At 71.0% G+C, this 23,955-nt stretch carries 23 protein-coding genes and 1 riboswitch; of the genes, 8 read left to right on the top strand and 15 right to left on the bottom strand.

Features of this window, described 5'->3' with window-relative positions; all coding sequences use genetic code 11:
• Window positions 1–73 precede the first annotated feature (73 nt).
• Genes DEU34_RS00660 through DEU34_RS00645 form a run of 4 tightly spaced genes read right to left on the bottom strand, consistent with a single transcriptional unit; the run spans window position 74 to window position 4,578 of the window.
• A complete protein-coding gene (locus DEU34_RS00660) occupies window positions 74–340 on the bottom strand; it encodes an HPr family phosphocarrier protein (protein WP_121147877.1) in 267 nt (88 codons plus the stop codon).
• Between the two features lie 26 nt (window positions 341–366).
• Window positions 367–1,197: a PRD domain-containing protein gene (locus tag DEU34_RS00655; protein ID WP_121149647.1), complete on the bottom strand. Its 831-nt coding sequence runs from the start codon at window positions 1,195–1,197 to the stop codon at window positions 367–369.
• 44 nt (window positions 1,198–1,241) lie between these two features.
• Entirely contained in the window at window positions 1,242–2,693 is a 1,452-nt protein-coding gene (locus DEU34_RS00650) for a family 1 glycosylhydrolase (RefSeq protein WP_121147875.1), read from the bottom strand.
• The gene (locus tag DEU34_RS00645; RefSeq protein ID WP_121147872.1) at window positions 2,680–4,578 is read right to left on the bottom strand and encodes a beta-glucoside-specific PTS transporter subunit IIABC; all 1,899 of its coding nucleotides are present in this window, start codon (window positions 4,576–4,578) and stop codon (window positions 2,680–2,682) included. The genes DEU34_RS00650 and DEU34_RS00645 overlap by 14 nt, the downstream gene beginning before the upstream one ends.
• Window positions 4,579–4,794: 216 nt before the next feature.
• On the opposite strand from DEU34_RS00645, the gene DEU34_RS00640 reads away from it, so the two are divergent.
• Window positions 4,795–5,640: an HAD-IIB family hydrolase gene (locus DEU34_RS00640; protein WP_121147870.1), complete on the top strand. Its 846-nt coding sequence runs from the start codon at window positions 4,795–4,797 to the stop codon at window positions 5,638–5,640.
• A gap of 28 nt (window positions 5,641–5,668) precedes the next feature.
• Here the strand turns inward: DEU34_RS00640 and DEU34_RS00635 are convergent, their stop codons facing one another.
• From DEU34_RS00635 to DEU34_RS00615, 5 genes are all read right to left on the bottom strand, one after another.
• Window positions 5,669–7,117, bottom strand: a complete 1,449-nt coding sequence (locus tag DEU34_RS00635; protein ID WP_121147867.1) for a DUF4407 domain-containing protein — start codon at window positions 7,115–7,117, stop codon at window positions 5,669–5,671.
• Window positions 7,118–7,254: 137 nt separating this feature from the next.
• A complete protein-coding gene (locus DEU34_RS00630) occupies window positions 7,255–8,088 on the bottom strand; it encodes an NAD(P)-dependent oxidoreductase (RefSeq protein ID WP_121147865.1) in 834 nt (277 codons plus the stop codon).
• A 14-nt stretch (window positions 8,089–8,102) separates the two neighbouring features.
• Window positions 8,103–8,879, bottom strand: a complete 777-nt coding sequence (locus DEU34_RS00625; RefSeq protein ID WP_121147862.1) for an enoyl-CoA hydratase/isomerase family protein — start codon at window positions 8,877–8,879, stop codon at window positions 8,103–8,105.
• A 132-nt stretch (window positions 8,880–9,011) separates the two neighbouring features.
• Window positions 9,012–9,773, bottom strand: a complete 762-nt coding sequence (locus DEU34_RS00620) for an SDR family NAD(P)-dependent oxidoreductase (RefSeq protein ID WP_121147859.1) — start codon at window positions 9,771–9,773, stop codon at window positions 9,012–9,014.
• Between the two features lie 76 nt (window positions 9,774–9,849).
• Complete coding sequence (locus DEU34_RS00615; protein WP_121147855.1) at window positions 9,850–10,776, bottom strand: LysR family transcriptional regulator; 927 nt, start codon at window positions 10,774–10,776, stop codon at window positions 9,850–9,852.
• 166 nt (window positions 10,777–10,942) lie between these two features.
• Here DEU34_RS00615 and DEU34_RS00610 point away from each other — a divergent pair, with 166 nt between their 5' ends.
• The 6 genes from DEU34_RS00610 to DEU34_RS00585 all read left to right on the top strand — a co-directional run bounded on the left by DEU34_RS00610 (window position 10,943) and on the right by DEU34_RS00585 (window position 16,900).
• The gene (locus DEU34_RS00610) at window positions 10,943–11,932 is read left to right on the top strand and encodes an ABC transporter substrate-binding protein (protein WP_121147853.1); all 990 of its coding nucleotides are present in this window, start codon (window positions 10,943–10,945) and stop codon (window positions 11,930–11,932) included.
• A 4-nt stretch (window positions 11,933–11,936) separates the two neighbouring features.
• On the top strand, window positions 11,937–12,788 hold the full coding sequence (locus DEU34_RS00605; protein ID WP_121147850.1) for an ABC transporter permease: 852 nt from the start codon (window positions 11,937–11,939) through the stop codon (window positions 12,786–12,788).
• The gene (locus DEU34_RS00600; protein WP_121147848.1) at window positions 12,785–13,555 is read left to right on the top strand and encodes an ABC transporter permease; all 771 of its coding nucleotides are present in this window, start codon (window positions 12,785–12,787) and stop codon (window positions 13,553–13,555) included. The genes DEU34_RS00605 and DEU34_RS00600 overlap by 4 nt, the downstream gene beginning before the upstream one ends.
• 17 nt (window positions 13,556–13,572) lie before the next feature.
• A complete protein-coding gene (locus tag DEU34_RS00595; RefSeq protein ID WP_121147845.1) occupies window positions 13,573–14,373 on the top strand; it encodes an ABC transporter ATP-binding protein in 801 nt (266 codons plus the stop codon).
• Window positions 14,370–16,070 carry a thiamine pyrophosphate-binding protein gene (locus tag DEU34_RS00590; RefSeq protein ID WP_259459984.1) on the top strand — a complete coding sequence of 567 codons (1,701 nt, stop codon included), beginning with the start codon at window positions 14,370–14,372 and terminating at the stop codon, window positions 16,068–16,070. The genes DEU34_RS00595 and DEU34_RS00590 overlap by 4 nt, the downstream gene beginning before the upstream one ends.
• A 62-nt stretch (window positions 16,071–16,132) precedes the next feature.
• Window positions 16,133–16,900, top strand: coding sequence for an aminoglycoside 3'-phosphotransferase (locus tag DEU34_RS00585; protein ID WP_121147842.1), 768 nt, complete (start codon window positions 16,133–16,135; stop codon window positions 16,898–16,900).
• An 81-nt stretch (window positions 16,901–16,981) separates the two neighbouring features.
• Here DEU34_RS00585 and DEU34_RS00580 read toward each other — a convergent pair whose 3' ends face one another.
• The 3 genes from DEU34_RS00580 to DEU34_RS00570 all read right to left on the bottom strand — a co-directional run bounded on the left by DEU34_RS00580 (window position 16,982) and on the right by DEU34_RS00570 (window position 19,865).
• Window positions 16,982–17,767, bottom strand: coding sequence for an energy-coupling factor transporter transmembrane protein EcfT (locus tag DEU34_RS00580; RefSeq protein WP_121147840.1), 786 nt, complete (start codon window positions 17,765–17,767; stop codon window positions 16,982–16,984).
• On the bottom strand, window positions 17,764–19,233 hold the full coding sequence (locus tag DEU34_RS00575; protein ID WP_259459983.1) for an ABC transporter ATP-binding protein: 1,470 nt from the start codon (window positions 19,231–19,233) through the stop codon (window positions 17,764–17,766). Before DEU34_RS00575 ends, DEU34_RS00580 begins: the two co-directional genes overlap by 4 nt.
• Window positions 19,230–19,865, bottom strand: a complete 636-nt coding sequence (locus tag DEU34_RS00570) for an ECF transporter S component (protein ID WP_121147835.1) — start codon at window positions 19,863–19,865, stop codon at window positions 19,230–19,232. The genes DEU34_RS00575 and DEU34_RS00570 overlap by 4 nt, the downstream gene beginning before the upstream one ends.
• Window positions 19,858–19,967: riboswitch (TPP riboswitch) on the bottom strand. It overlaps the preceding gene by 8 nt.
• 34 nt (window positions 19,968–20,001) lie before the next feature.
• Between DEU34_RS00570 and DEU34_RS00565 the strand changes: the two genes are divergently transcribed.
• On the top strand, window positions 20,002–21,522 hold the full coding sequence (locus tag DEU34_RS00565) for a D-alanyl-D-alanine carboxypeptidase family protein (protein WP_121147833.1): 1,521 nt from the start codon (window positions 20,002–20,004) through the stop codon (window positions 21,520–21,522).
• Window positions 21,523–21,624: 102 nt separating this feature from the next.
• Here DEU34_RS00565 and DEU34_RS00560 read toward each other — a convergent pair whose 3' ends face one another.
• The 3 genes from DEU34_RS00560 to DEU34_RS00550 all read right to left on the bottom strand — a co-directional run bounded on the left by DEU34_RS00560 (window position 21,625) and on the right by DEU34_RS00550 (window position 23,954).
• Complete coding sequence (locus tag DEU34_RS00560; protein ID WP_121147831.1) at window positions 21,625–22,539, bottom strand: nuclease-related domain-containing protein; 915 nt, start codon at window positions 22,537–22,539, stop codon at window positions 21,625–21,627.
• A gap of 69 nt (window positions 22,540–22,608) precedes the next feature.
• Window positions 22,609–23,127, bottom strand: coding sequence for a hypothetical protein (locus DEU34_RS00555; RefSeq protein ID WP_121147829.1), 519 nt, complete (start codon window positions 23,125–23,127; stop codon window positions 22,609–22,611).
• The gene (locus DEU34_RS00550; protein WP_121147826.1) at window positions 23,124–23,954 is read right to left on the bottom strand and encodes an LssY C-terminal domain-containing protein; all 831 of its coding nucleotides are present in this window, start codon (window positions 23,952–23,954) and stop codon (window positions 23,124–23,126) included. The genes DEU34_RS00555 and DEU34_RS00550 overlap by 4 nt, the downstream gene beginning before the upstream one ends.
• Window position 23,955 lies beyond the last annotated feature (1 nt).

The raw sequence follows: 23,955 nt of genomic DNA, 5'->3' as shown, positions 1-23,955 counted from the left end.
GGAGGCTGGCCGCCCGGGGAGGGGGCGGCGAGGCGTCACCGGCACGGGGGACGACGGCGACACCTCGCCGGGTTCACGCCGCGTCGAGGTCGGTCTCCAGCAGGGCGCGCAGCTCGTCGGCCACGCGCTCGGCCTCGGCTCCGTCGACGTCGAGCAGCACCTCGTCGCCGCTGGACACGCCGAGGCCGAGAACGGCCAGGATGCTGCGTGCATCGGCGGACTTGCCCTTCGCCGACACGGTGACGGCGTGGCCGGATGAGGCCGCGGCCTTGGTGAAGACCGCCGCGGGGCGGGCGTGCAGGCCGGTCGCGGACGCGATGGTTGCGGTGCGTTGTGCCATGGGGGATGACCTTTCGTGAGGCGCCGTCACTCCGGGACGGCGCGGGCGATGTGGAGGGCCAAGTAGGCGACCTCCTCGTTCGGGATGCGCAGATCGTGCTCCTGCTCGACGAACGAGCGCACACGCTCGGCCGTGGCGACCGCTCGCGGGTACCGGGCACTCATGCTCGTGTACAGGAAGTCGTCCTCCGACACCGCCAGCGACCCCGCGAAGAGCCGCTCCGCGAAGAACTGCAGGTGCACGAGGAACCGCGATCCGTGCAGGTCGTCGCGACTCACGCTGGCGCCTCCCGCGTGGGTGACGATGGTGGTGATCGACGAGATCAGCTGGACGACGTGCATCGAATCGACGCCGGGCCGGCCCACCTCGGCATTGACGAGGTGGAAGGCGATGTTCGCCGCCTCGTCCTCCGGAAGCTCCTCCCCGATGCGGGCGCGCAGCATCCCGAGTCCGCGCACGCCGAGTTCGTACTCGCGGGGGTAGACCGTCCGCATCTCCCACGCCAGCCGGTTGGAGACGACCAGCCCCCGGCGCTGCCGATCCACGGCGAAATGCAGGTGATCGGTGAGCGTGAGGTAGATGTGGGGGTCGAGTTCGAGCCCGGCCTCCTCGGCGGCGACCACGATCGACCTGGTCAGGTCGACGAACTCCGCGGGGATCTGCGCCATCAGCTCGACGAGGTTTCGCTGATCGGCGTCCTCCAGGGCGACGAAGACCCGATCGGTGTCCTCGGGCGCGACGGCATCGCCGGGCTTCGCGCCGAATCCGATGCCCTTGCCGAGCAGCACGCGCTCCACCCCGCGCTCGTCCTCGACGAGCACGACGCTGGAGTTCAGCACCTTCTTGATGATCTGCATGAGAGTCTCCGTCGACCCCGGCGCGAACGCGGCTGTCGCCGTGCTCACCCCAGGTCCGCCCCGTTCGTCGCGATCACCCTCTGGTACCAGAAGAACGAGTCTTTCCGTCGCCGTTCGCCCGTGCCGTTGCCGAGGTCGTCCTGATCGACGTGGATGAAACCGTAGCGCTTAGAGATCTGAGACGAGGAGGCGCTGATGATGTCGATGGGCGCCCAGCTCGTGTACCCCATCAGCTCCACGCCCTCGTCGACCGCGCGGATCATCTCCGCGAAATGCGAGCGGAAGTAGTCGATGCGGTACGGATCGTGGATGCGGCCGTCCGCCGTGAGTTCGTCTCGCATCCCGAGTCCGTTCTCGACGATGAACAGCGGCTTGCCGTAGCGGTCGTACAGGTCGATCATCGAGATCCGCAGGCCGACGGGATCGATCTGCCATCCCCATTCGCTCGACTCGAGGAAGGGGTTCTTCACTCCGAGCACCGTGTTGCCCGGGGTGCGCTCGGCGTCCGGCCGCACCGACTCCGTCAGCGTCATGTAGTACGAGAACGAGATGAAGTCGACGGGGTGCTCGCGAAGCAGCTCGGCGTCGCCCTCTTCGAACGGGATCGTGACGCCCCGGCTCCGCAGGGCGGTCAGCGCGAGGCGCGGATAGGCGCCGCCCGCCTGCACGTCGGTGCAGAGATACAGCAGCCGCTCCTTCGCCTGGGTGGCGGCGACGTCGTCGGGGTGACACGTGTTCGGGTAGGTGGTCAGCATGGTGAGCATGCAGCCCATCTGCGACTCGGGCCAGAGTTCGTGCAGCATCCGGGTCACCGATGCCGACGCGACGAACTGGTGGTGGAGGGCCGTGAAGCACGCCTGCTCCAGGCCTCCCTCGACCGTCTCGTCGATGATGCCGCCCGAGGTGAACGGGTGGCGGAGGATCCCATCGATCTCGTTGAACGACAGCCACAGGTCGACGAGGTGACCGAAGCGCTCGAAGCAGGTGCGGGAGAACCGTTCGAACAGCGCGATGGTCTCGCGGGCCACCCAGGCGTTGTTCTTCAGCGCGAGCGCCAGCGGCGGGTCGTAGTGCGAGAGGGTCACCAGCGGGCGGATGCCGAGCCGGCGCATCTCGGTGAAGAGGGCCAGGTAGAAGGCGATGCCTTCCTCGTTCGGTTCGAGCTCCTCGCCCGTGGGGTACAGGCGGCTCCACGCGATCGAGACGCGCAGGGTCGAGAAGCCCATCTCGGCGAACAGCGCCAGGTCTTGCTCGTAGCGGTGATAGAAGTCGATGCCGCGACGCTTCGGGTAGTACGTCACGTCGTCGTCGGCCATGGCCGCCGTGATGCTCTCGATCGTGTGCTGGTGGTGCACCGCGTACTCGCGGGGGTCGACGTTCGGGCGGTACTTGGCGACGTCGGACACGGCCGGGCCGCGACCGCCGACGTTCCAGGCACCCTCGGCCTGGTTCGCGGCGAGGGCACCGCCCCAGAGGAAACCATCAGGCAGCGCCATGAGCGGCCTCCTTCGCGGTGGCACCGAGGAGATCGGCGCCGGCGGTGACGGAGCCCTTCGCCAGCACGGCGAGGTCGTAGCCCTCGGTGTTCAGCACGACCACCGGTGTGGTGATGTCGTATCCGAGCTCGGTGATGGCGGCGAGGTCGACCTGCAGCAGGGGCTGGCCGGCGACCACGCGATCGCCCTGCTCGATGAGGGCGGTGAACGGCTTCCCTTCGAGCTGGACCGTGTCCAGGCCCACGTGCACGAGCACCTCGATGCCGTCGTCGCCGACGATGCCGATCGCGTGTCGTGAGGGGAGCAGGCTCGTGACGACGCCCGCGATCGGGGCGCGCACCTCGCCGTCGGTGGGTCGGATGGCGACGCCTCCACCGAGGACACCCCCGGAGAAGACCGGGTCGTTCACCTGATCGAGCGGGACGACCTCGCCCGTCATCGGCGCGACCAGACGGAGCGAGCCGTCGGAGACGGCAGGCTCGGCGAGCACGTCGTCTCCGGCCTGCTCGGTGAGCATCCTCACCGTGGCGGAGTCGGAGTCCTTCCAGATGACCGCCGAGATCACGAACGAGATGACCATCGAGATGAGCGCGCCGATCACGGCGTTCAGGAGGTTCCACGGGTTGGCCACGTCGATGAACATCGAGATGCTCGCGGCACCGGGGCTGACGAGCGCGAACGAGGCGACCGCGGTGAGACCGAGGTAGGCGCCACCGACGAACGAGCCGGCGACGACCGAGAGCAGGGCGCGGCGGTTCTGCAGCGTGACGCCGTAGAGGGCGGGCTCGGTGATGCCGAAGAACGCCGAGACGCCCGACGAGATCGCGGTGCCGCGGAGGGTCTTGTTCTTGGTGCGCAGGGCCACCGCGAGCGTGGAACCGGCCTCGGCGAGGTTGTGCGCGAGGGAGGCGACGAGGTAGAACGATTCGCGTCCCTGGTCGGCCATCGTGGCGATCGTCGGCGGGATGAAGGCCTTGTGCATGCCGACCGAGACGATGAACGGCAGTGCTGCGGCCATGAGGGCGACGGCGAACCAGCCGAGCGTGCCGTAGAGCCAGAGCATGGCTCCGGTCAGCAGGGAGCCGATCCAGAAGCCGAGCGGTCCGAGGACGAACAGCGTGATCGGAGAGACCACGAGGAAGCAGATCAGCGGCACGAGGAACGTGCGGATGACGCTGGGGCTGATGCGGATCGCGAATCTCTCGACGACCGCGAGGAGCAGTACCGCGAGGATCGGCGGGAACACCTGCGCGTTGTAGGCGATCGCGGGGATCGTCAGGCCGAACAGCGCGAGTCCGCCCTCTTGGTTCAGCAGCGTGGTGAACGACGGGAAGACGAGGAGCGCCACGATTCCGAGCGCCAACGGGATGTTCACGTCGAGCTTCTTCGCCGCGGTGTAGGTGACCAGGAGCGGCAGGAAGAAGAAGACCGCGTCGGGGATGGCGGTGAGCACCTGGTAGGTCTGGTCGGTGGTCTGCAGCCAGCCCAGCGCGGTGGCCAGGATCAGCAGCGACTTGAAGATCCCCGCGCCGGCGATGGCGGGGATGATCGGGGTGAAGACGCCGACGACGAAGTCCATCGCGATCGATCCCGATCGCTTGACGGTCAGACGCTGACGGGCCGGTGCGCCGGAGGCGCGGCGACCCCCGCGCAGCTTCTCGATCTCGCGGAAGTAGTCGGAGACGCCCGACCCCACGATGATCTGGGTCTGCGGACCCCGCACCACGCCGATGACGCCCGGGGTGTTCTTCAGCGCGGCCTCGTCGGCCTTGGCGTCGTCGACGAGGTTGAAGCGCAGCCGTGTGGAGCAGTGCTGGAGCTGTGCCACGTTGGCGGCGCCGCCCACGTGGTCGAGGATGGCGCGAGCGCTCTCCTGAGTGGTCATCGGGTTCCTCCCTGGATTGAGACGGACATCCCGTCCGGCTTCACCGCCGTCGGCCCCGGGCAAACAAAAAAGGACCCGAAGGCGGTGCTCTCGCACTGCGTTCGGATCCTGCCTGCATGACCAGTCACATGTCCGCGACGATGATCGCACGCGCCGACGCGGTCTGGCAAACCGAGGCGTCCGTCGGCCCCCTGCGATCGGTCTAGCGTTGAGACGATGACTCCCACCCGCACCCGTATCGCATTCCTCGACGTCGACGGCACCCTGATCGACCACCAGCAGCGCCTCGCGCCCTCGGCCATCGAGGCGGTGCGCGGCGCCCGCGCGCGGGGCCACCTCGTCTACCTGTGCACGGGTCGCGCCCGGGCGGAGATCCCCGACCACGTCGCGGCGATCGGTTTCGACGGGGTGATCTCGGCCAGCGGCGGCTTCATCGATCGCGGCGACGAGCACGTCGCCCGACACCTCATGCCGCCCGCAGATCTGGCCGTGCTCACCGCCTTCTTCGAGGCCCACGACGTCGAATACATCCTTCAGGCCTACGACGACATCTACCCGAGCCGCGGTATCCTCGCCCGCGTTCGACCGATCTTCGACGGCGCGGAAGCGGGCGCCGATGACCCGGCGGCGGTTGCCGCGCTCGCCCGAGTCGAGAAGCGCATGGCGTACAAGGGGCCGGCACCCGTCGACGCGATCGCCAAGGCGACGTTCGCCGGAACGCACCCCGACACGTTCTCGGTGGTGCGCGACGGCCTCGGCGAGCGCTTCCACGTGATCACCGGCACGATCCCCTACCTCGGAGGATCCGGCGGAGAGGTCAGCCTGCACGGCGTCACCAAGGGCTCGGCGATCGTCGAACTCGTCGCGCTGCTCGGGATGAGCGTCGACGACGCGATCGGTATCGGAGACAGCTACAACGACCTGGAGATGCTGCAGGTGTGCGGCGTCGGGATCGCGATGGGCAACGCCGACGACACCGTGAAGGGCTACGCCGACGAGGTCACGACCAGCGTCCACGACGATGGCGTGCACACCGCCTTCGCCCGCCACGGCCTGATCTGACCCGCGACCCCTCCGACCGGGTGCGCGCTCAGGGCGCGTCGCGCGCTGTCGCGATGGCGGCACGCGCCCGCCAGGTGCGGGCGGTCACGCGGTCGAGCGCGACCTGCCGCCGCAACGCGTCGGCCTTCTCGTACACCGACGGATCGCCGAAGCTGGTGAGCACCTTCACCAGCACGGGCAGCAGCTCGATCATGAAGAACAGCCCGGCGATCAGCCAGTGGGCCCAGGCGAGAACCGGCTCGCGCTGGGAGAGCCTCTCGAGCGCTCCGATCTGGCTGAGGATCCCCTGCGCCTGGGCATTGCCTCCCGCCACGGCGGCCGCGCGCTCGTCGTAGGCGGCCAGGGCTGCGTCGTACTGCGTTCGCGCGGTGACCAGTTCGTCTTGGGCGCGCTGTTTGTTCGCCTCGGCCGACGCGGCCGCGGCGCTCGTCCCGGCCGCGTTCGCCGCACTCAGGGTGGCGGTGGCCTGCTGCAGTTCAGCGGCGAGACCGTCGTACGACGCCTGCGCACCCGCCAGCTGAGCCTCGGCGGCCTCCGAGCTGGCGCCGTCTCCGCTCACACCCGTGCACCCGGGAACGGTGCCCGCCCCCACGCCCGTCAGCTCGCACTGGTACAGGGCGCGGGCCTGGTCGATGACGGCCTGCTGCGCGGCGAGCTGGGCATTGAGCTGGTCGACGCTCTGCTGGGCCGCGGCCGCTTCGGCCGAGGTCGACGAGGTTCCCGCGACGATACCCGTGGCGGCCTGGTCCTCCAACGCGCTCACCCGTGCGGACGCCGCGTCGAGCGCCTGCTTCTCAGGACCGCCGGCCACCGCATCCTGGTCCGACAGCGCCTGCGAGACGTTGGTCGAGGTGACCTCGCGTGCGATGTCGTTCTGGAACACCTGCAGCACGAGCGGCTCGGCGACGACGATCCCGATGAGAGCGGCCATCACCACTCGGGGCACGGCGATCCCCAGCAACCTCCAGGGATTGCGGGTCGAACGCATGCTCGAGGTGAGGAACCGGTCGAGGTTGAGGATGATCAGCGCCCAGACGATGGCGAGGGGCGCGGCCAGCCACACCGAGATGCGCACCCCGGTGATGAGAGCGAACAGCATCGACAGCGCCGACACCAGAGCCGTGCCGGCCAGCACGAAGAACATCTGCACGAACCGCGGCGTCTCCTCCGGCACGTCGTCGAGCACCGCGCCGTCGGCACCGCCGAGCACGGCCAGCCGGCGGCCCCACGGCATGCGTCGCCGACGAAGCGTCAAGCGACGACGCGCTTCGGGTGCGGGCCCGCCCTCGACCGGAGGCGCCTCGGACTCGGGCTCCTCCTCGACCGCGACCGGCTCGGATCGGTCGGGTTGCTCGTCGTAGCGTCCGGGCGTCTCGCGCACATCGCCGAGGTATTGCGGCTCGCTGTCGTCGTGCGCGGCGAACTCGATTCGACCGTCGGAGCCGTAGCGGCCCGGTCGATGGGCGGAGAAAGACATCCGTACAGAGTAGGAGCACGTTCCTGGGCGGTGCCCGGGGACCGCGAGACGTCATCCCCGATACGAGACTGCACCGCCGGGCGGAAGTCTCGTATCCAGGTTGACGTCTCGCGGTCTTGCCGGGGTGGCCGGCGGGGTCAGTCGAGGAAGATGTCGGGGAACAGCGCCGAGTCGGGCGTCCCGGGAACCGCCGCGTACCGCGCGAAGTCGGTCACGCCGGCGGCTTCGAGCACGTCCTCGACGATCAGCGTCTGCCCGGTGCGCTCGCGCGCCGGAGTCGTCAGCACCTCGTACGCGGCGTCGGCGTAGATCTCGGGCGTGCGGCTGGCGGCCATGATCCGGTCGCCGCCGAGGATGTTCTGCACCGCGGCGGTCGCGATCGTCGTACGCGGCCAGAGGGTGTTCGCCGCGATTCCGGCCTCGGCGAACTCCGCCGCGATACCCAGGGTGGCCATCGTCATACCGAACTTCGCCATGCTGTAGCCGGTGTGCGCGCCGAGCCACTTCGCCGTGACGTTCAGCGGCGGCGACAGCGAGAGGATGTGCGGGTTCTCGGCGTCCCTCAGCACCGGGATCGCCGACCGCGACAGCAGGAACGTACCGCGGACGTTAACCCCCTGCATGAGGTCGTACTTCTTCGTGGCCAGGTCGAGCGACCCCGACAGGTCGATGACGCTCGCGTTGTTCACGACGATGTCGATGCCGCCGAACTCGCCCTGGGTCTTCAGCACCGCCTCGGTGACGTCGTCGTCGTTGCGCACGTCGCCGACGATCGGCAGCGCCTGACCGCCCGCTTCGCGGATCGCCGCGGCCGCGGTGTGCACCGTGCCCTCGAGCTTCGGGTGGGGGGTGTCGGTCTTCGCGAGCATCGCGATGTTCGCGCCGTCGCGCGCGGCGCGCAGGGCGATGGCGAGGCCGATGCCGCGGCTCCCGCCCGACATGAGGATGGTCTTGCCTGCGAGGGATGTCATGGGTCTCTCCCGGTTCAGCGCTGGGTCTTGGCGGATGCTGCGGCGAACGCGCCGACGCGAGCGCGCGCGTCTGCGGTGTCGAAGGCGGCGCCGATGGTGACCGCCTCGTCGTCGAGGTTCTCGGCGAAGGAGCGGCCGGCGCCGGTGCGGACGAGCCGCTTGGCCTGTCCGAACGCCCCCGTGGCGCCGCTGAGCCACGACCGCGCGACCGCCTCGGCCCGGGCGGCGAGGTCGGCCGCGGGAACGACCTCCGCCACGAGCCCCCATGCCTGCGCCTCGTGGGCGTCGAGCGTGCGGTCCTGCAGCAGCAGCTGGAGGGCGCGGCGCTGGCCGATCGCGGCGGGAAGGAGCGTCGAGACCCCGAGGTCGGGGGTCAGGCCGATGTTGGCGTACTTGCTGACGAATCTCGCGCCGTCGGCGGCGACGATGTAGTCGGCCGCCAGCATGAGTCCCAGTCCGCCCCCGGCGACCGCCCCCTGAACGGCGGCGACGATGGGCACCGGGATCTCCGAGAAGATGCGGATGCCCTCGTGGATAACGCCGGCGGCCGCGGTCACCGCGGTGCCGTCGGCCCCCGACGTCGACATCGCGACCACGTCTCCTCCGGCGCAGAAGGCCGGCCCCGCAGCATCCAGGATCACCGCCCCGATCTCGGGGTCGACCGCGACGGCACGGGCGACGTCGCGCCAGCGCTCGCCCATCTCGAAGTCCATCGCGTTGAGCGACGCGGGCCGGTTGAAGGTGACGCGGGCAAGCCCCGCGTCGACGGAGAAGAGGATGCTGTCGGACACGGTCGCTCCTTTGTCGGGGTACGCGCGGGGCAGATCGCCGCGGCGTCGCCGAACCGTGTGGGCTCGCGGCGCTGCGGAGTTCGGCACCAGCCTAACGGGGCGCGCCCCGACCGCCTGCGGGCGGGATCGGGCCTACTTCGGCGCCATCCGGATCGCGCCGTCGAGGCGGATCGTCTCGCCGTTGAGGTAGCCGTTGTCGACGATCGCCAGCACGAGGCGGGCGTACTCGTCGGGTGCGCCGAGCCGGGCGGGGTAGGGCACCTGCGCGCCGAGCGAGTCCTGCGCCGCCTGCGGCAGCCCCTTCAGCATCGGCGTCTCCATGATGCCCGGGGCGATCGTCACGACGCGGATCGCGTGGCGGGCGAGCTCGCGCGCGATCGGCAGCGTCATCGCCGCGACACCGCCCTTGCTCGCCGCGTACGCGGGCTGACCGATCTGCCCGTCGAAGGCGGCGACGCTCGCCGTGGTGACGATGACGCCACGGTCGCCCGCAGCATCCGGGGCGTTGCGGCTCATCACGGCCGACGCCTGGGCGATGACGTTGTACGTGCCGACGAGGTTCACGCGCAGCACGCGCTCGAAGAGCTCGAGCGGCGTCGGGGTGCCGTCGCGATCGAGCACCTTCGCCGGCGGAGCGATGCCCGCGCAGTTGACCACCACCCTGAGCGGCCCCGCCTCCGCGGCGAACGCCACGGCCGCGGCGATCTGCTCGGGGTCGGTGACGTCGGCCGGCACGAAGCGGGCGCCGAGGTCGGCGGCCACAGCGGCGCCGGGAGAGGTGGGTAGGTCGACGAGGGTCACGCGCGCCCCGGATGCGGCGAGCCGCCGCGCGGTGGCGAGTCCGAGCCCGCTGGCCCCGCCCGTGACGAGCGCGGCCGAACCGTCGATGTTCATGCGCCCACCCTAGCCACGTCGTGAGGTGCCGCAATCGGGGATCACCCGAGGGCTTCAGCCCCCGAATCGCGGCATCTCAACGGGTTCCACGGGGTTGCGGCGACCAGAACTGCTCCGGTGCGGTGTGCACGGCCTCCGCGACCGCTCGGCGGAACCAGTTCAGGGCGGCACTCTCGTGGCTCGTCGTCCGCGCGAAGAGCCGCACCTGGATCGGCGCGAGGTCCACCGGCAGCGGTCGAACGGTGAGCGGCCACGTGGGCATCCAGTTCTGCGCCAGGCTCGACGGCACGACGGTGACCCACGGCCCCGCGTGGAGCAGACCGGGCAGCGCGGAGGTGTGCCCGACGGTCAGACTCGGGACGATGCCGAGCCCCGCCCGCTCCAGTGCCGCGCCGACTCCCGGCGCTGCGGAGTCGCTGGAGGTCATGAGGTGCCGTGCGGCGAGGAACGCGTTGCGGGAGATCTGCGGACGTGCGGCGAGAGGATGCTCGCTCGACATGAGGAGCACGTAGCGCTCGGACTTCAGGATCGTTCCGACGAAATCGCCCGGCGGCGGCGTCGACGCGATGGCGAGGTCGACGAAGCCCCGGGCGAGCCACTCGGGAAGGGCGCGGACGTCGAGCGGTACGACCTCGATCTCGACACCGGGAGCCTCCGCCGCGAGCGAGGACAGGATCGTCGGGAGGAATCCGACCTCGCCGAGCTCCGACAGCGCGAGCCGGAACCGGTACCGCGCAACGGCGGGGTCGAAGTCGCGCAGGCCCGCCAGCGCCGATTCGACCTGGCTGAGGGCCCCGTGGAAGTCGGGGTAGAGCTGATGGGCGGCCGGCGTCGCGCGCAGGGCGCGACCGTCGCGGCCGAAGAGCTGATCGTCGACCTCCCGGCGCAGCCGCGTCAGGGATTGGCTCACCGCCGACTGCGTCACGAAGAGGCGCTCGGCGGCCGCGCTCACCGACCCCGTCTCATAGACGGCGACGAACACGCGGAGCAGGTTCAGGTCCATGCACGCACCGCCGATCCTCGGGTGGGAGGCCTCCCCATATCAGTGAGGCTAATTCCACACATGACGAATGTTAAGTGTTGCGACTGGATCGTCGGGCCCAGACTGGCGCTAGCCGTTGCGCGACGATGCCGACGGCCGACCACGTTCGATCAAGGAGGCTCGACAAATGGTTCATCGATCTCGGAATCCGCGCCGGACGGCATTCGCCGTCCTCGGCGCCATCGCCACTCTCGCCGTGGCGGGGTGCTCGACCTCGGCCGGCACCCCCTCGGGCGGGGGCGACGACGGCGGCCCGCGCACGGTCAACGTCGCTGTGCTGCCGACCTCGAACATGGCGGCCGTCTACCTCGGGGAGGCGCAGGGGTTCTTCGAAGACGAAGGCCTCCAGCTGAACATGACCACGGTGGGTGGCGGGGCGGAGATGATCGCCGGAATGCAGGCCGGGTCGTTCGACTTCATCGTCGTCGGATACGTGCCCCTTTTCGCCGCAGCGTCGAACGGCTTGGATCTGCAGATCATCTCGGCCAACGACGTGGGAGGAGCCACCCCCGACGAGGAGTGGCAGGCACTCGTCGTCGGCGCCGACTCGGACGCGCGATCCGCCGAGGACCTCGAGGGGGCGACCGTCGGCGTGAACGCCCTCAAGGGTGTCGCCGAGGCCACGATCCGCGCCTCGCTGCAGCAGCAGGGCGTGGACGACACGTCGGTGCAGTTCGTCGAGATCCCGTTCTCGGAGGTACCGGCCGCCCTGTCGAACGGGACCGTGGATGCTGCGTTCGGATCCGAACCGTTCATCACGGGCACCCTGGCGGACGGCGGAAGGATCGTCGACACCCCCTCGTACAACCTCGGCGCGAACTTCCCCAACGGCGCGTGGGCCACCTCGTCGAGACTCGTCGCCGACGACCCCGACCTCGTGGATCGCTTCGAGCGGGCGGTCACCGCCTCGGTCGACTACGCCGCGGAGAACGACGACGCCGTCCGGAAGATCCTCCCCGAGTTCACGGCCCTCACCCCCGAACTGGCCGAGCAGATCCGCCTTCCGATCTTCCGGTCCGGGCTCGATCGCGACCAGCTCGACACGCTCTCCCGGATCCTCGTCGATTTCGGCGTCATCGATCGGGCGCCCGATCTGGATCAGATGATCTCCGGGTGATCCGATGACCGTCTCCTCCCCTGTCCGCACGCCGAGCGCCGCGTCGGCACGCGCGCTCGGCGTGCACGGCGGCGGACTCCTCCGCAGCACGTGGCACCACGTGGGCTCGCTCGGCGGGGCCGTGATCGTCGTGCTGGTCCTGGAACTCGTGACGAGGCTCGAGATCCTCCCCTCGCGCTACCTCCCGCCGCCGACGGTCGTGATCGCCCGCCTCCTCGCGCTGCTCACCGACGCCGTCGCGTGGCAGGCGATCGGCCTCACCTTCATCGCCTGGTTCTTCGGTTTGCTGATCGCGACCGCCGTCTCGGTGCCCCTGGGCCTGCTGCTCGGCACGAACGAGCTGGCGTACCGAGCGACGCGACCCATCGTGGAGTTCCTGCGCCCGGTGCCCTCCGTCGCACTCATCCCGGTGGTGTTCCTCGTCTTCCGGCCGGGCTCGCTCGAAGGCACCGTGTTCCTCGCGGCATTCGCGGCGACGTGGCCGCTCCTGGTGCAGATGATCTACGGAGTGCGAGCGATCAACCCCGTCCAGATGGCCACGGCGCGCTCGTTCCAGATCGGGGCGGCCCGCCGGTTCACCCGGGTGATGATGCCGGCCGCGACCCCCTATCTGGCCACCGGGCTCCGGATCTCGTCGTCGGTCGCGTTGATCCTGGTCGTCACCGGTCAGATCATCATGGGGGCGCCCGGCATCGGCCTGCAGATCAACCGGGCGCGAGAAGGCGCGGACGTGCCGCTCATGTACGCGTACGTCATCATCGCCGGGGTGCTGGGGCTGATCCTCAACACCGTCTTCACCAGGCTCGAGCGGCGGGCGCTCCATTGGCACCCGTCACAGCGAACGGGTGCGCGATGAAGCGGCCGGTCGTCTACGCCTCGGCGGAGATCCTCGTCCCCGTACTCGTCGTGCTCCTCATCCTGTGGTTCACCAATACCGGGTCGAGCTTCTTCCTGCCCCCGCTGCAGGACGTGTTCGTCGCCTTCGCCGGCAATTGGCTGTTCGCCCTCGTTCCGACCGAGCTCCTGCCCAGCGTGTCCCGGCTGCTGTCCGGGTACGTCATCGCGATCGTGATCGGCGTCGGAGCGGGCATCGTCATCGGAAAGAGCCCCCGGATCCGCCGTCAGGCGGCGCCCGTGATCGAGTTCGCGCGTGCGATCCCGCCACCGGCCCTGCTGCCCTTCACCCTGATCGCCTTCGGCACGGGAGACGAGGCGAAGATCATCCTCATCGCCCTCGTCTGCGTCTGGCCCATCCTGCTCAACACCGTCGACGGGATCACCGGTGTGGACTCCACCCTGAAGGAGACCGGCGCCAGCTACCGCATCACGCGGTGGGACACCCTGCTGCACGTCGACCTGCGCGCGGCCAGCCCGCAGATCTTCGCCGGAATGCGGGCCGCCCTCCCCCTCGCCCTGATCATCATGGTGATCAGCGAGATGGTCGGCGCCACCAACGGGGTCGGATTTTTCATCATCCAGGCCCAGCGCACCTTCGCGATCGCCGACATGTGGTCGGGGATCATCCTGCTGGGCCTTCTCGGCTACCTGCTCAACCTGCTTTTCACCCTCGTCGAGCGACGCGCCCTCGCCTGGCATCACGGCGCTCGAGCCACTGTCCGCTGACTTACGGAGTCGTCACCATGCTCACTTTGAAGAACGTCTCACGACGCTACGGCGATGCCCGCACCGGGACGCTCGCGGTCAGCGATCTCAGTTTCGAGATCGGATCGAACGAGGTCGTGACCATGGTCGGGCCATCGGGATGCGGCAAGACCACCGTGCTGAAACTGATGGCGGGCCTGCTGTCCCCGACCGACGGATCGATCGAGATCGACGGCCGGCCCGTCGTGCGTCCGCCCGAGGAGATCGCGCTCGTCTTCCAGGACTACGTGAACTCGCTCTACCCCTGGATGACGGTCGCGCAGAACGTCGAGTTCCCGCTCCGGCGCAAAGCACCCGACCGCGCGATCCGTCGCGAACGCGTGAAGACCGCCATCGATTCGGTGGGGCTCGGCGGATTCGAGGACCACTACCCGTGGCAGCTGTCGGGCGGTATGCAGCAGCGGGTGGCGATCGCCCGCGGTCTCGCCTATCAGCCGAAGATGCTGCTGATGGACGAACCGTTCGGCGCCCTCGACGCGCAGACCCGAGCCGACCTGGAGGATCTGGTCCTGCGCGTGCGCGACGCCTTCGGGGTCACCGTCGTCTTCGTCACCCACGACATCGACGAGAGCGTCTACCTCGCCGACCGGGTGCTCGTCATGGGGCCGCGACCCACCTTCATCGAAGCCGACCTCCCGGTCGTCCTGCCGTCGCCGCGGGATCAGATCGAGACGAAGGAACTCGCCGAGTTCGCCCGGGTGCGCGGAGACGTCTACCGACGCATCCGACGGTCCAGCGAGGCGATGCGTACCGAAGCCACGCGGACGGTGACGGCGTGAGCGGCGTCGACACCCTCGAGACCACAGCGGCGACCGCCGACGGAGAGGGCGAGCAGATGACGATGACGGTGGCGGAGGCCGTGGGTCGCGCGTTGGCCGAGCGAGGTGTCGCCCACGTGTTCGGCGTCGTGGGGAGCGGCAACTTCATGGTCACGCACGGTCTCGTCAGCTCGGGCGTGCCGTTCACCGCCGCCCGGCACGAGATGGGCGCGGCGTGCATGGCCGACTCGTATTCGCGACTCACCGACCGCGTCGCGGCGGTGAGCCTCCACCAGGGCTGCGGCTTGACCAACGCCATGACGGGCATCGGCGAGGCGACCAAATCGAACACGCCCCTCCTCGTCATCACGGGCGACACCGCCGTCGGCCAGGAGCAGGGCAACTTCGTCATCGACCAGGACGCGCTCGTCGCAGCGGTCGGTGCGGTACCCCGCCGCATCCACTCGTCGGCGACGGCCGTGGCCGACGCGGTCGCCGCCTACGACATCGCCGTTCGCGACCGCACGACCGTCGTGCTCTCGCTCCCCGTCGACCTCCAGGAGGAGATCTGGCCCGAGCAGCCGGCACCCGCCCCCGCACCTCGGGTGATCCCCGCGGGGGCCTCGGCCGAGGCCCTTGCGGAGCTCGCCCGGATCCTCACCGCCGCACAGCGCCCGGTCATCCTGGGCGGGCGCGGCGCACGGCGGGCCGCCGCCGAGCTCCGTGCCCTCGGGGAGCAGACCGGGGCGATCCTCGTTCCGTCCGCGGGTGCGCGCGGACTCTTCACCGACGAGGAGTGGGCGCTCGACGTGATGGGCGGATTCGCCACGCCCGGGGCCCGGGAGCTGATCCAGGAGGCCGACGTGCTGGTGGCGTTCGGAGCCGCGCTCAATCAATGGACGGCGCACCACGGCACCCTCACCGCCCAGCCCACCCTCGTGCAGGTCGACGATCGACGCGAGGCGTTCGGGAAGCACCGCGGCGTATCGCTCGGAATCGTCGGCGATACGGCATCGGTGGCGTCGGCCGTCACGGGCATGCTCGCGGCGCAGGAGGCCCCCCGGACCGGGCTCCGCACCCCCGAGACCCGGGCGCGTATCCGACGCATCCGTCACTGGGTCGACGACCTCCCGGCCGAGCGGCATTCCCCCGGCCACATCGGAGCGGGGGCGCTCACCGCGGCCCTCGACGCGATGCTGCCGATCGAGCGCGTCGTCGTTCCCGACGGAGGCAACGTCAACATGTACCCCGGCGCGTTCCTGCGCGTGCCCGACGAGCGCGGTTTCGTCATGCCGCTGTCGTTCCAATCGATCGGCCTCGGACTCGCCAACGGCATCGGCGCCGCGATCGCCCGACCCGACCGGATGGCCGTGGTCGGAACCGGCGACGGCTCGTTCCTGATGAATGCGGTCGAACTCGACACCGCCGTCAAAGCCGGCCTGGGCATGATCATCGTCGTCTACAACGACGAGGCCTACGGCGCCGAGGTGCATCTCTTCGCCGATCATCCGGAGAAACAGGCCATCGTCCGCTTCCCGGAGACCGACATCGCCTCGATCGCCCGCGGATACGGATGCGCCGGCGTGACCGTGCGCTCGCTCGACGACCTCACCGGGGTGCGGGCATGGCTCGACGGCCCCCGTGACCGGCCGCTCGTCGTCGACGCGAAGATCACCGGCGACGCGTCGCCGCTGATGCGCGAGAACCTCGCCCACTGAGCCCGCCCGGTCCCCGCCCGGCCCCGCCCCGCGCGGCACCGGGCGGGAGGCAGGATGGGGGGATGGTCGACGACGAGTACGCGGCGTGGGTGCGCACCTTCACGCCCGGCCCGGAGACCGCCGTCCCCGACCGCGTCGCCCGCCTCGCGGGCGGCGCGACGCTCGAGCCGGTGTGGCGCAACGGCATCGGCGGGCTGACGTTCCGGGCGACGGAGGCGGGCAGCATCCGCTACATCAAGTACGCGCCGCGCACGCTCGAATCGTCGATGGGGGCGGAGGCGGAACGTATGCGGTGGGCTGCCCCGTTCACGCCGGTGCCCCGGGTGCTCTCCCACGGATGCGATGACGAGCACGAGTGGCTCGTGACGGCGGCCCTGCACGGACGGTCGGCGGTCGACCCGCTCTGGGTGGAGAGACCGGGCGACGCCGTCCGGGCCATCGGGGCGGGACTCCGCGCGCTGCATGACGCCCTCCCCGTCGACACGTGCCCGTTCGACTGGGGCGTCGAGGCCCGCGTCGCCACCGCGGCGGCCCGGGGCATCGAGGTGCCGCCGTCGCTGCGGACGGCGCCGACGGCCGACCGCCTCGTGGTCTGCCACGGCGACGCGTGCGCGCCGAACACCCTCATCGGCGACGACGGCTCGTGGTCGGGGCACGTCGACCTCGGCGCGCTCGGGGTCGCCGACCGGTGGGCCGACATCGCCGTCGCGGCGATGAGCACGGTGTGGAACTACGGCCCCGGCTGGACCGACGAGCTGCTCGCCGCGTATGGCGTCGAGCCCGACCCCGCCCGCCTGGAGTTCTACCGCGACCTCTGGAACGCGACCTGACGCGCTGAGTTGCCGCGATCGGGGGTCACCCGGAAGCCGGAGGCCCCGCATCGCGGCAACTCGAGGCCCGCGCGGCGCGCGTCAGAGGCCGAAGATGGGGCGCCAGGCCCCGGAACCCACCGAGATGACGACGGATGCTGCGGCTATGGCGAACGCGAGCGCGAGGAGCACCGCGTCCCGCCTGTGCAGGCGCGACGGGCGCGCCCAGGTGCGGGCTCCGGGGGCGCCGAAGCCGCGCGACTCCATCGCGGTGGCGAGCTTCGACCCGCGCCGGATCGCGAGCACCAGGAGCGCGAACGTCTGACCCAGCAGCCGGCGCACCCGGCCGGCGTCGGCGACGCCCCTCGCGCGGCGGGCGAGGGCGAGCTCGCGCCAGTCCTCGATGAGCAGGCCGACGAGGCGCAGGCCCGCGAGTCCGCCGAGCACGAACCGCGCCGGCAGGCGCAGGATCTGGCCGAGGCCGTCGGCGAGATCGGTCGGGTCGGTCGTGGCGAACAGCACCACGCTGGGGACGGCGATGGCCAGGACACGCAGCAGGATGGCGAGCGCCAGCGCGATCGAGCCGTCGCTGACGCGCAGCACGCCCCACTCGACGTACACGTCGCCGGCGGGCCGGCCGTAGAGCACGGTGGCGGTCGATGCCACGACGGCGCCCGCCGCGATCGGCCAGAGCCGCAACCACAGGTCGCGGATCGGCAGCCGAGCGAACGGCAGGAGCACCAGCGTCGCGACGAGCGTGACCCCCGCCGAGACGGGGTCGATCGAGGCGAGCAGCGCGCCGGTGAGCACGAGTGTCGCGGCGAGCTTCGCCACGGGATTGAGGCGGGCGAGCGGTCCGTCTGCAGGACCGAGCGTCGTCAGACTCATGAGCGCCCCACCTCGAGCTCGGCGTCGGCGAGCGCGGCCACGAGCTCCCGGTCGTGGGTGACGAAGGCCACGGCCGTTCCGTCGGCGCGGAGGCCATCGAGCAGGCCCGCGATCTCGCGCCACGTGCGGGCATCCTGCCCGAACGTGGGCTCGTCGAGCACGAGCACGCGCGGGGCGGTGGCGATCGCCGCCGCCACCGTGAGGCGCCGCTTCTCGCCGCCCGAGAGCGTGAATGGATTGACGTCGGCGAGCCGGGTCAACCGCAACCGCTCCAGCAGCTCGTCGACCGTGCGCGCGATCTCGTCGGGATCGCGGCGGAGGGCGCGCAGGCCGACGGCGAGCTCGTCGCGCACGCGGGTGGCGAGCAACTGATGCTCGGGCTCCTGGAACACCATGCCGATCCGCGTGAGCAGCTCCCGGGATCGCCAGCGCGAGGGCGTCGTCGCCAGCCCTCCCGCGAGGCCCGCCGTCGCTCCCAGGTCGCCCCCGGCGGGCGGGAGAAGCCCCGCGAGAGTCAGCGCGAGCGTGGACTTGCCCGCCCCGTTGGGTCCGGTGACGGCGAGCGCTCGTCCGGCGAGGAGGTCGACCGAGATGCCCGATGCGACGACCGTCGCCGAGCGCGCGGCGAACGCCCGACGGCCCACCGCCAGATCGGACGCGGTCAGGAGGATCTCGGATGCGGCGGACCTGGGCCGCCGATCGATCTCGACCGGGACGCCCGGCACCCACACGCCCGCTTCGGTCAGCGATCGGCCGTGCGCGGCGAAGACGGCGGCGGGCGCGCCGTCGGCGACCACCCCGCCGCCGTCTCCGCCCTCGAGCACGATCACCCGGTCGACCGCGTCGGCCCACAGCGCCACCCGATGCTCGACGACGATGAGTGTCGCGCCGGTCATCCGTGCCGCCGCGATGACGGCATCGCGCACGAGCTCGGCGCCCTCGGGGTCGATGTTCGCCGTCGGCTCGTCGAAGAGCATGAGGCCGGGTCGCATCGCCAGGATCCCCGCCACGGCGAGGCGCTGCTTCTGCCCACCGGACAGCCGGGCCGTCGGGTGGTCGCGACCGATTCCGAGACCCACGGCCTCGAGCGCCGCATCCACCCTCGACCAGATCTCCTCACGGGGAACACCGAGGTTCTCGCAGGCGAAGGCGACGTCGTCGCCGGCCCGCGCGAGCACCACCTGCGCGTCGGGGTCTTGGAGCACCAGTCCCGCGCGACCGCGTGCGGCGGAGGGAGCAGCACCGTCGAGCATCAGCTCGCCGGTGCTCTCCCCGTCGTCGAGGTCGCCGAGCACGCCCGCGAGGCCGCGCAGCAGCGTGCTCTTGCCCGAGCCGCTCGCCCCGAGCAGGAGCACGCGCTCGCCCGGGGCGATGTCGAGATCGAGCTCGCGCACGGCCCAGCGCCGGCGCCCGGCGTGGCGCCACCCCCAGGAGCGGGCGCGGACGGCGGCAGGCGCCGATCTCACGCGGCGTCGGCTGCGGTGGTCTCGCGAGAGCGGTAGGCGCGGCCCGACGCGAAGCGGTCGAGCGCGCCGGTCGCGGCGAGCGCCCGGGCGAGCACCCACGACACGAGACCGGCGATGACCACACCCGAGACGATCGCCGAGACGAAGTAGACCGCCCGCGCCTCGAACGCGAGCGCGGCGACCGAGGAGAAGGTCGTGTCGAGCAGTGCCACCGCGAGCCCGGTGAGGGCGCCCGAGAGCAGGGCGACGCCGAGGCGCCAGTTGGCGTAGGCGAACAGCGCGAACGCGAGCTCGGCACCGAGGCCCTGCACCACGCCCCAGATCAGGGTCGTGAAGCCCCACTGCGTGCCGATCGCCATGGAGACGACCGCGGCCACGATCTCGGTGTACAGCGCGGCGCCCGGCTTGCGGATGATGAGACCGCCGAGCACGCCGGCGAAGAGCCAGCCCCCGGCGAGGAGCCCCGACAGGCCGGGCGTGAACGCCAGGGCCGTGTCGAGCACCGGCCAGGCCTGGCCCCACAGCCAGAAGACCAGCCCGGCGGCGACACCGATGACGCTGGCCACGACGATGTCGACGACGCGCCACGAAAAGCGGTGAGTCCCGGTGGATGGGGACGCGGAAGTGTGCATTTTCTCTCCTCCCTGCGCTGGCATGACCCAGATCAGGTTCGACGGTCGAAGCGTGGATCGCTTCCTCTCAGCCCGGCTCACCGGACTCCCGTGGTTCCAGGCGAGTATAGACCCGCCCGCGAGGTACGTTAGGCGCATGGGACCCGACGCCACCGCGCCGCCGTCGCGGCGTGCGTCGCGCGAGAGCGCCACCGCGCCGCATCCGGTCGAAGACGGCTTCGCGCAGACGCCGGTCGAGGCCGCAGGCAGCCCGCCGCACCCAGAGCCCTCCGAGCCCGTGCTCGACGACGCGCCCGCGGAGGTCGTCGCAGCGCAGTCCTCCGGCTACCCCGCGCTGACCTGGGTCGACGAGAGCCGTGTCTCGTCCACCGCCGCCCCGGCCTCTCTCGCGGTCGACGCGGCCCCCGTGGCGACGGGCACCGACCTGCTCGCCGGCGCGCCCCGCCGTTCCATCTTCCGGCCCGCGGTGCTCACGCCGCTCTTCGTGATCCTCGCGGTGACCGGTGCCTACATCGCGACGACCCTGCTCTGGCCGCTCTACGCGGTCGCGCCGCAGATCGAGGCGGTCGCCGTGCAGCCGGTCGCCGCCGCCGCCGCGACCCCCGCGTGGCCGACCGAGGGCGGAGCCGCGATCACCGTCGCCGGAGCCGGGGCAGTCCTTTCGTCGTCGACGGAGGCCGAGTCGATCGCGAGCATCACCAAGGTCGTCACCGCGCTCGTCGTTCTCGACGAGATGCCGCTGGCCGCCGGCGAGGCCGGTCCTGATTTCGCGTTCACCGCGGCCGACCGGCGGCAGTACTGGGCCGACCGCGCCGCCGGCGAATCGGCGCTCGACGTGCCCGTCGGCGGAACGCTCAGCGAATACCAGATGCTCGAGGGGCTGCTGGTGGGTTCGGCGAACAACTACGCCGACCGCCTCGCGGGCAACCTCTACCCCTCCGACGCGGTCTTCGCGAGTGCGGCGCGCTCATGGCTCACCGCCCACGGCATCTCTGGCGTGACGATCGAGGACCCCTCGGGCATCGTCGCCGGCAACGCCGCCACCCCCGAGGCGCTCATCCCCCTCGCGATGAAGGCGCTCGAGAACCCCGTCATCGCCGAGATCGTCGCCAAGCCCGAGGTCGACCTGCCCGGCGCCGGCCGCGTCGAGAACACGAACGACCTGCTGAACGACCCAGGGGTGGTCGGGCTCAAGACCGGCACGCTCGACGCGTACAACCTGCTCGCAGCGAAAGACATCATGGTCGGCGGCACCACCGTGCGCGTGTTCGGCTCGGTGCTCGGCCAGCCCGATCGCGCGACGCGGGATGCGGCGATGCGCAGCCTCTTCGCGCAGATCGAGACGGAATTGCAGCCCGAGCCCTCCGTGCCCGCGGGCACCCGCGTCGGCAAGATCGAGACGGCGTGGGGCGAGTCGGTCGACGTCGTGACCGCCGACGACGCGGCCGTCGTGCTCTGGAACGGCGGTGCGGCCACCCCCGCCACCGATTTCTCGCTCGGCGACGCCGTCGACGAGGGCGCCGCCGTGGGGACGCTCGTGGTCACCGGCCCGCTCGATGCGGACTCCGTGGAGGTGCGCCTCACCGGAGACATCGAGCCCCCGTCGGCCTGGTGGCGCCTCACCCACCCGCTCGAACTGCTCGGCCTCGCCGGCTGACGCGGGTTTCCGCCGGGCATCTCGTCCATAACGTAGGACGAACATCCCCTCCGGGAACCCCAGAGCGCCCCAGCCCGCCGCTACTCCTGCGTTCCGCGCGGCTCAGACGTGTCGGACGCGCTGCTGCAGTCGGGTTCGGATGTCGAACAGCTCGGTGCCGCCGATGTCGCGAGCCCCGGTCACGCCCTGCCGCAGCAGGGTCGACAGCCCCGACCGCGACACCACGGCGACGGGGACCCCCCGCACCTTGCCCAGGTCGGTGACCGCGCCGAGCACGTCGCCGTCGGGGAGCACCACGATCGCGCCGCTGAAGCGCACTCCGGCGGCGCGGGCGATCACGCGCTGCCGCGAGACGAGCTCGGTGACGGGGGCGCCGGAGACGTGGGCGCCGACGATCTCGCCGCGGCGGAAGCCGATCGGGCCGCCGAAGTCTTCCGAGAGCACCGCGTAGAGCCCGCTCGGACCGAGCACGATGTGGTCGAGCTTGTCTTCGGGGTCGCCGTCGCGCGACGCGTCGACGTCGTGCCACACCGTGTAGCCCATGCCGAGATCGGCGACGATGCGGGCGGTCGCCTCCTCGGCGAGCGCGTCGGCGAGCATGCGGCGAAGCTCGTGCGGCGCCGACCGGACGAGCTGCGGATCGTACGGATCGGGCAGCTCGACCCCGCGGCCGACCCACTCGCGCACGAGGGTCAGGTAGCGCTCGCGCCGCCACCCGCCGGGCTGGCCGTGCGTGCGGGCGCGCGGACGCGTGTCGGCGCGAGGCGCACTCGCCCGCGGCGCCGACCACTCGGGCGCCTGCGTGCCGCGGCCGCGGTCGTACGACGCGCGCGCGTCGGGGGTTCCGATGAGCTCCCAGGCGCGCTGCACCTGCACGAAGACGGCGGCGTCACCACCGGTGTCGGGGTGGGTCTGCCGCAGACGCAGACGGTAGGCGCGACGAAGGGCCTCGTCGTCGACGTCGGCGGTCACGCCGAGCACCTCGTACGCCGACGCGGACACCGGGCTGTCGAACACCTCACCCTCCTCTGCCGCGCGCACACGCAGCATCCGACAGGCTAACCCGGCGCGGGTGTGCGGGGGCTGTCAGTCGCGCCGGCGGCGGTGGGCGTACGTGGCGGCGCTGCGGCTGGACAGCGCCAGCAGGATGAGGATGTCGAGCGCCAGGGTCACCAGCGTGGTGTTCACCCGGATGTCCTGCCCCTGGGCCCACCACCCGGTGAACGCCGTCGAGATCGACAGCACCGCGAAGACCATCACGACCACGCGGGGGAAGTTGCGCCCGCGGAGGATCAGCAGCCCGAAGACGGCCTCGCCGAGCAGGAACCCGCCGCAGACGACGATGAAGGCCGCGAGCGTCACACCGAGCAGCTCGGGGGTGAGGTCGGTCGGATCGTCATCGAAGACGCCCACCCACGACGACCAGTCGAGCGCGACGATCGTGACCCAGAAGAATCCGGCCGCGACGCGCAGCAGCACGAGCGCCGCCCCCGCGGTGGTCGAGATCGGGCGTTTCATCGACGCGTCGGCGCGCGGTCTCTCGAGGGCGGCGGGCAGTTCGAACGCCACCCGCTTCTCGGGGGCCCGTTCTCCGCGGGAGGTCACGCCGCCACCGCCGTCTCGACCGCGCTGACATCGAGGATGGGCAGGTCTCCGTCCGTACGGATGCTGTCGCCCCCGCCGTTGCGCGAGTGGTACCCGGTGGAGAAGTCGCGGATCACGTCGACCTTCACGCGGGGCTCCGCCGCCGTGAGGGAATCGACGATGTGGTCGCGCTCGATGTCGGTGTCGGCGTCGATGCGGTGGGTGACCTGGAGGGTGAACAGCGACAGGCCCACCGCGGTGTCGAAGGTTCCCGCCGCGACCCATTCGACGCGATAGCCGCCCGGCAGCAGCCAGCCGTCGGGGCATCGCCAGAAGCGCACGTGATGGCGCTGAGACGGATTGCCGGCGAACTCCTGCTGGTACGCGAAGTCCTGCTGCCGCCCGAACAGGAAGAGCGGGCTCACCGGCGCCTCGTCGTAGCTGCGGCGCGTCACGGTGGACGTGATGATGCGCCACGACGACCGCAGGGTCACCGGGTCGGCCGGCCGCCACGAGGCCGACGAGAGCGCCGCCTCGATCTGCTCGCGCGAGCCCATGAAGGCCAGGTTCACCGGGTCGCCGAGCAGTCCGTCGCTCGTGCGGGCGCGTCCGATGAAGTAGTCGGGCACGTAGACGGCCGTGAGGATGCGGTGCAGGCGCGGCAGCACGAGGTAGGCCAGCAGCACCCAGAACGCGATCGCCATGGGGATGCCCCACCAGCCGACCACGAAGGTCTCGGTGAAGCCCAGGTAGGCGAGCCAGACCGACGCGAGACCCGCGAAGACGAAGAAGAACCAGTCGAGCGCGGCCGAGAAGGTGCGCGGGCGTCGCTTCGTCGTCGTGGCCATC

Source organism: Microbacterium sp. AG1240 (assembly GCF_003635115.1).
Lineage (GTDB): Bacteria > Actinomycetota > Actinomycetes > Actinomycetales > Microbacteriaceae > Microbacterium.
The sequence above is the reverse complement of the archived record's forward strand: the minus strand, read 5'-3'. Positions and strand labels throughout refer to the sequence as shown.

What these genes read in the sequence shown, in the direction of transcription:
- DEU34_RS00630 (WP_121147865.1), bottom strand. Translation starts at nt 8,088, where the DNA reads ATGACATCCCTCGCAGGCAAGACCATCCTCATGTCGGGCGGGAGCCGC.
- DEU34_RS00660 (WP_121147877.1), bottom strand. Translation starts at nt 340, where the DNA reads ATGGCACAACGCACCGCAACCATCGCGTCCGCGACCGGCCTGCACGCC.
- DEU34_RS00645 (WP_121147872.1), bottom strand. Translation starts at nt 4,578, where the DNA reads ATGACCACTCAGGAGAGCGCTCGCGCCATCCTCGACCACGTGGGCGGC.
- DEU34_RS00640 (WP_121147870.1), top strand. Translation starts at nt 4,795, where the DNA reads ATGACTCCCACCCGCACCCGTATCGCATTCCTCGACGTCGACGGCACC.
- DEU34_RS00600 (WP_121147848.1), top strand. Translation starts at nt 12,785, where the DNA reads ATGAAGCGGCCGGTCGTCTACGCCTCGGCGGAGATCCTCGTCCCCGTA.
- DEU34_RS00620 (WP_121147859.1), bottom strand. Translation starts at nt 9,773, where the DNA reads ATGAACATCGACGGTTCGGCCGCGCTCGTCACGGGCGGGGCCAGCGGG.
- DEU34_RS00635 (WP_121147867.1), bottom strand. Translation starts at nt 7,117, where the DNA reads ATGTCTTTCTCCGCCCATCGACCGGGCCGCTACGGCTCCGACGGTCGA.
- DEU34_RS00580 (WP_121147840.1), bottom strand. Translation starts at nt 17,767, where the DNA reads ATGAGTCTGACGACGCTCGGTCCTGCAGACGGACCGCTCGCCCGCCTC.
- DEU34_RS00570 (WP_121147835.1), bottom strand. Translation starts at nt 19,865, where the DNA reads ATGCACACTTCCGCGTCCCCATCCACCGGGACTCACCGCTTTTCGTGG.
- DEU34_RS00605 (WP_121147850.1), top strand. Translation starts at nt 11,937, where the DNA reads ATGACCGTCTCCTCCCCTGTCCGCACGCCGAGCGCCGCGTCGGCACGC.
- DEU34_RS00650 (WP_121147875.1), bottom strand. Translation starts at nt 2,693, where the DNA reads ATGGCGCTGCCTGATGGTTTCCTCTGGGGCGGTGCCCTCGCCGCGAAC.
- DEU34_RS00565 (WP_121147833.1), top strand. Translation starts at nt 20,002, where the DNA reads ATGGGACCCGACGCCACCGCGCCGCCGTCGCGGCGTGCGTCGCGCGAG.
- DEU34_RS00615 (WP_121147855.1), bottom strand. Translation starts at nt 10,776, where the DNA reads ATGGACCTGAACCTGCTCCGCGTGTTCGTCGCCGTCTATGAGACGGGG.
- DEU34_RS00595 (WP_121147845.1), top strand. Translation starts at nt 13,573, where the DNA reads ATGCTCACTTTGAAGAACGTCTCACGACGCTACGGCGATGCCCGCACC.
- DEU34_RS00550 (WP_121147826.1), bottom strand. Translation starts at nt 23,954, where the DNA reads ATGGCCACGACGACGAAGCGACGCCCGCGCACCTTCTCGGCCGCGCTC.
- DEU34_RS00585 (WP_121147842.1), top strand. Translation starts at nt 16,133, where the DNA reads ATGGTCGACGACGAGTACGCGGCGTGGGTGCGCACCTTCACGCCCGGC.
- DEU34_RS00655 (WP_121149647.1), bottom strand. Translation starts at nt 1,197, where the DNA reads ATGCAGATCATCAAGAAGGTGCTGAACTCCAGCGTCGTGCTCGTCGAG.
- DEU34_RS00610 (WP_121147853.1), top strand. Translation starts at nt 10,943, where the DNA reads ATGGTTCATCGATCTCGGAATCCGCGCCGGACGGCATTCGCCGTCCTC.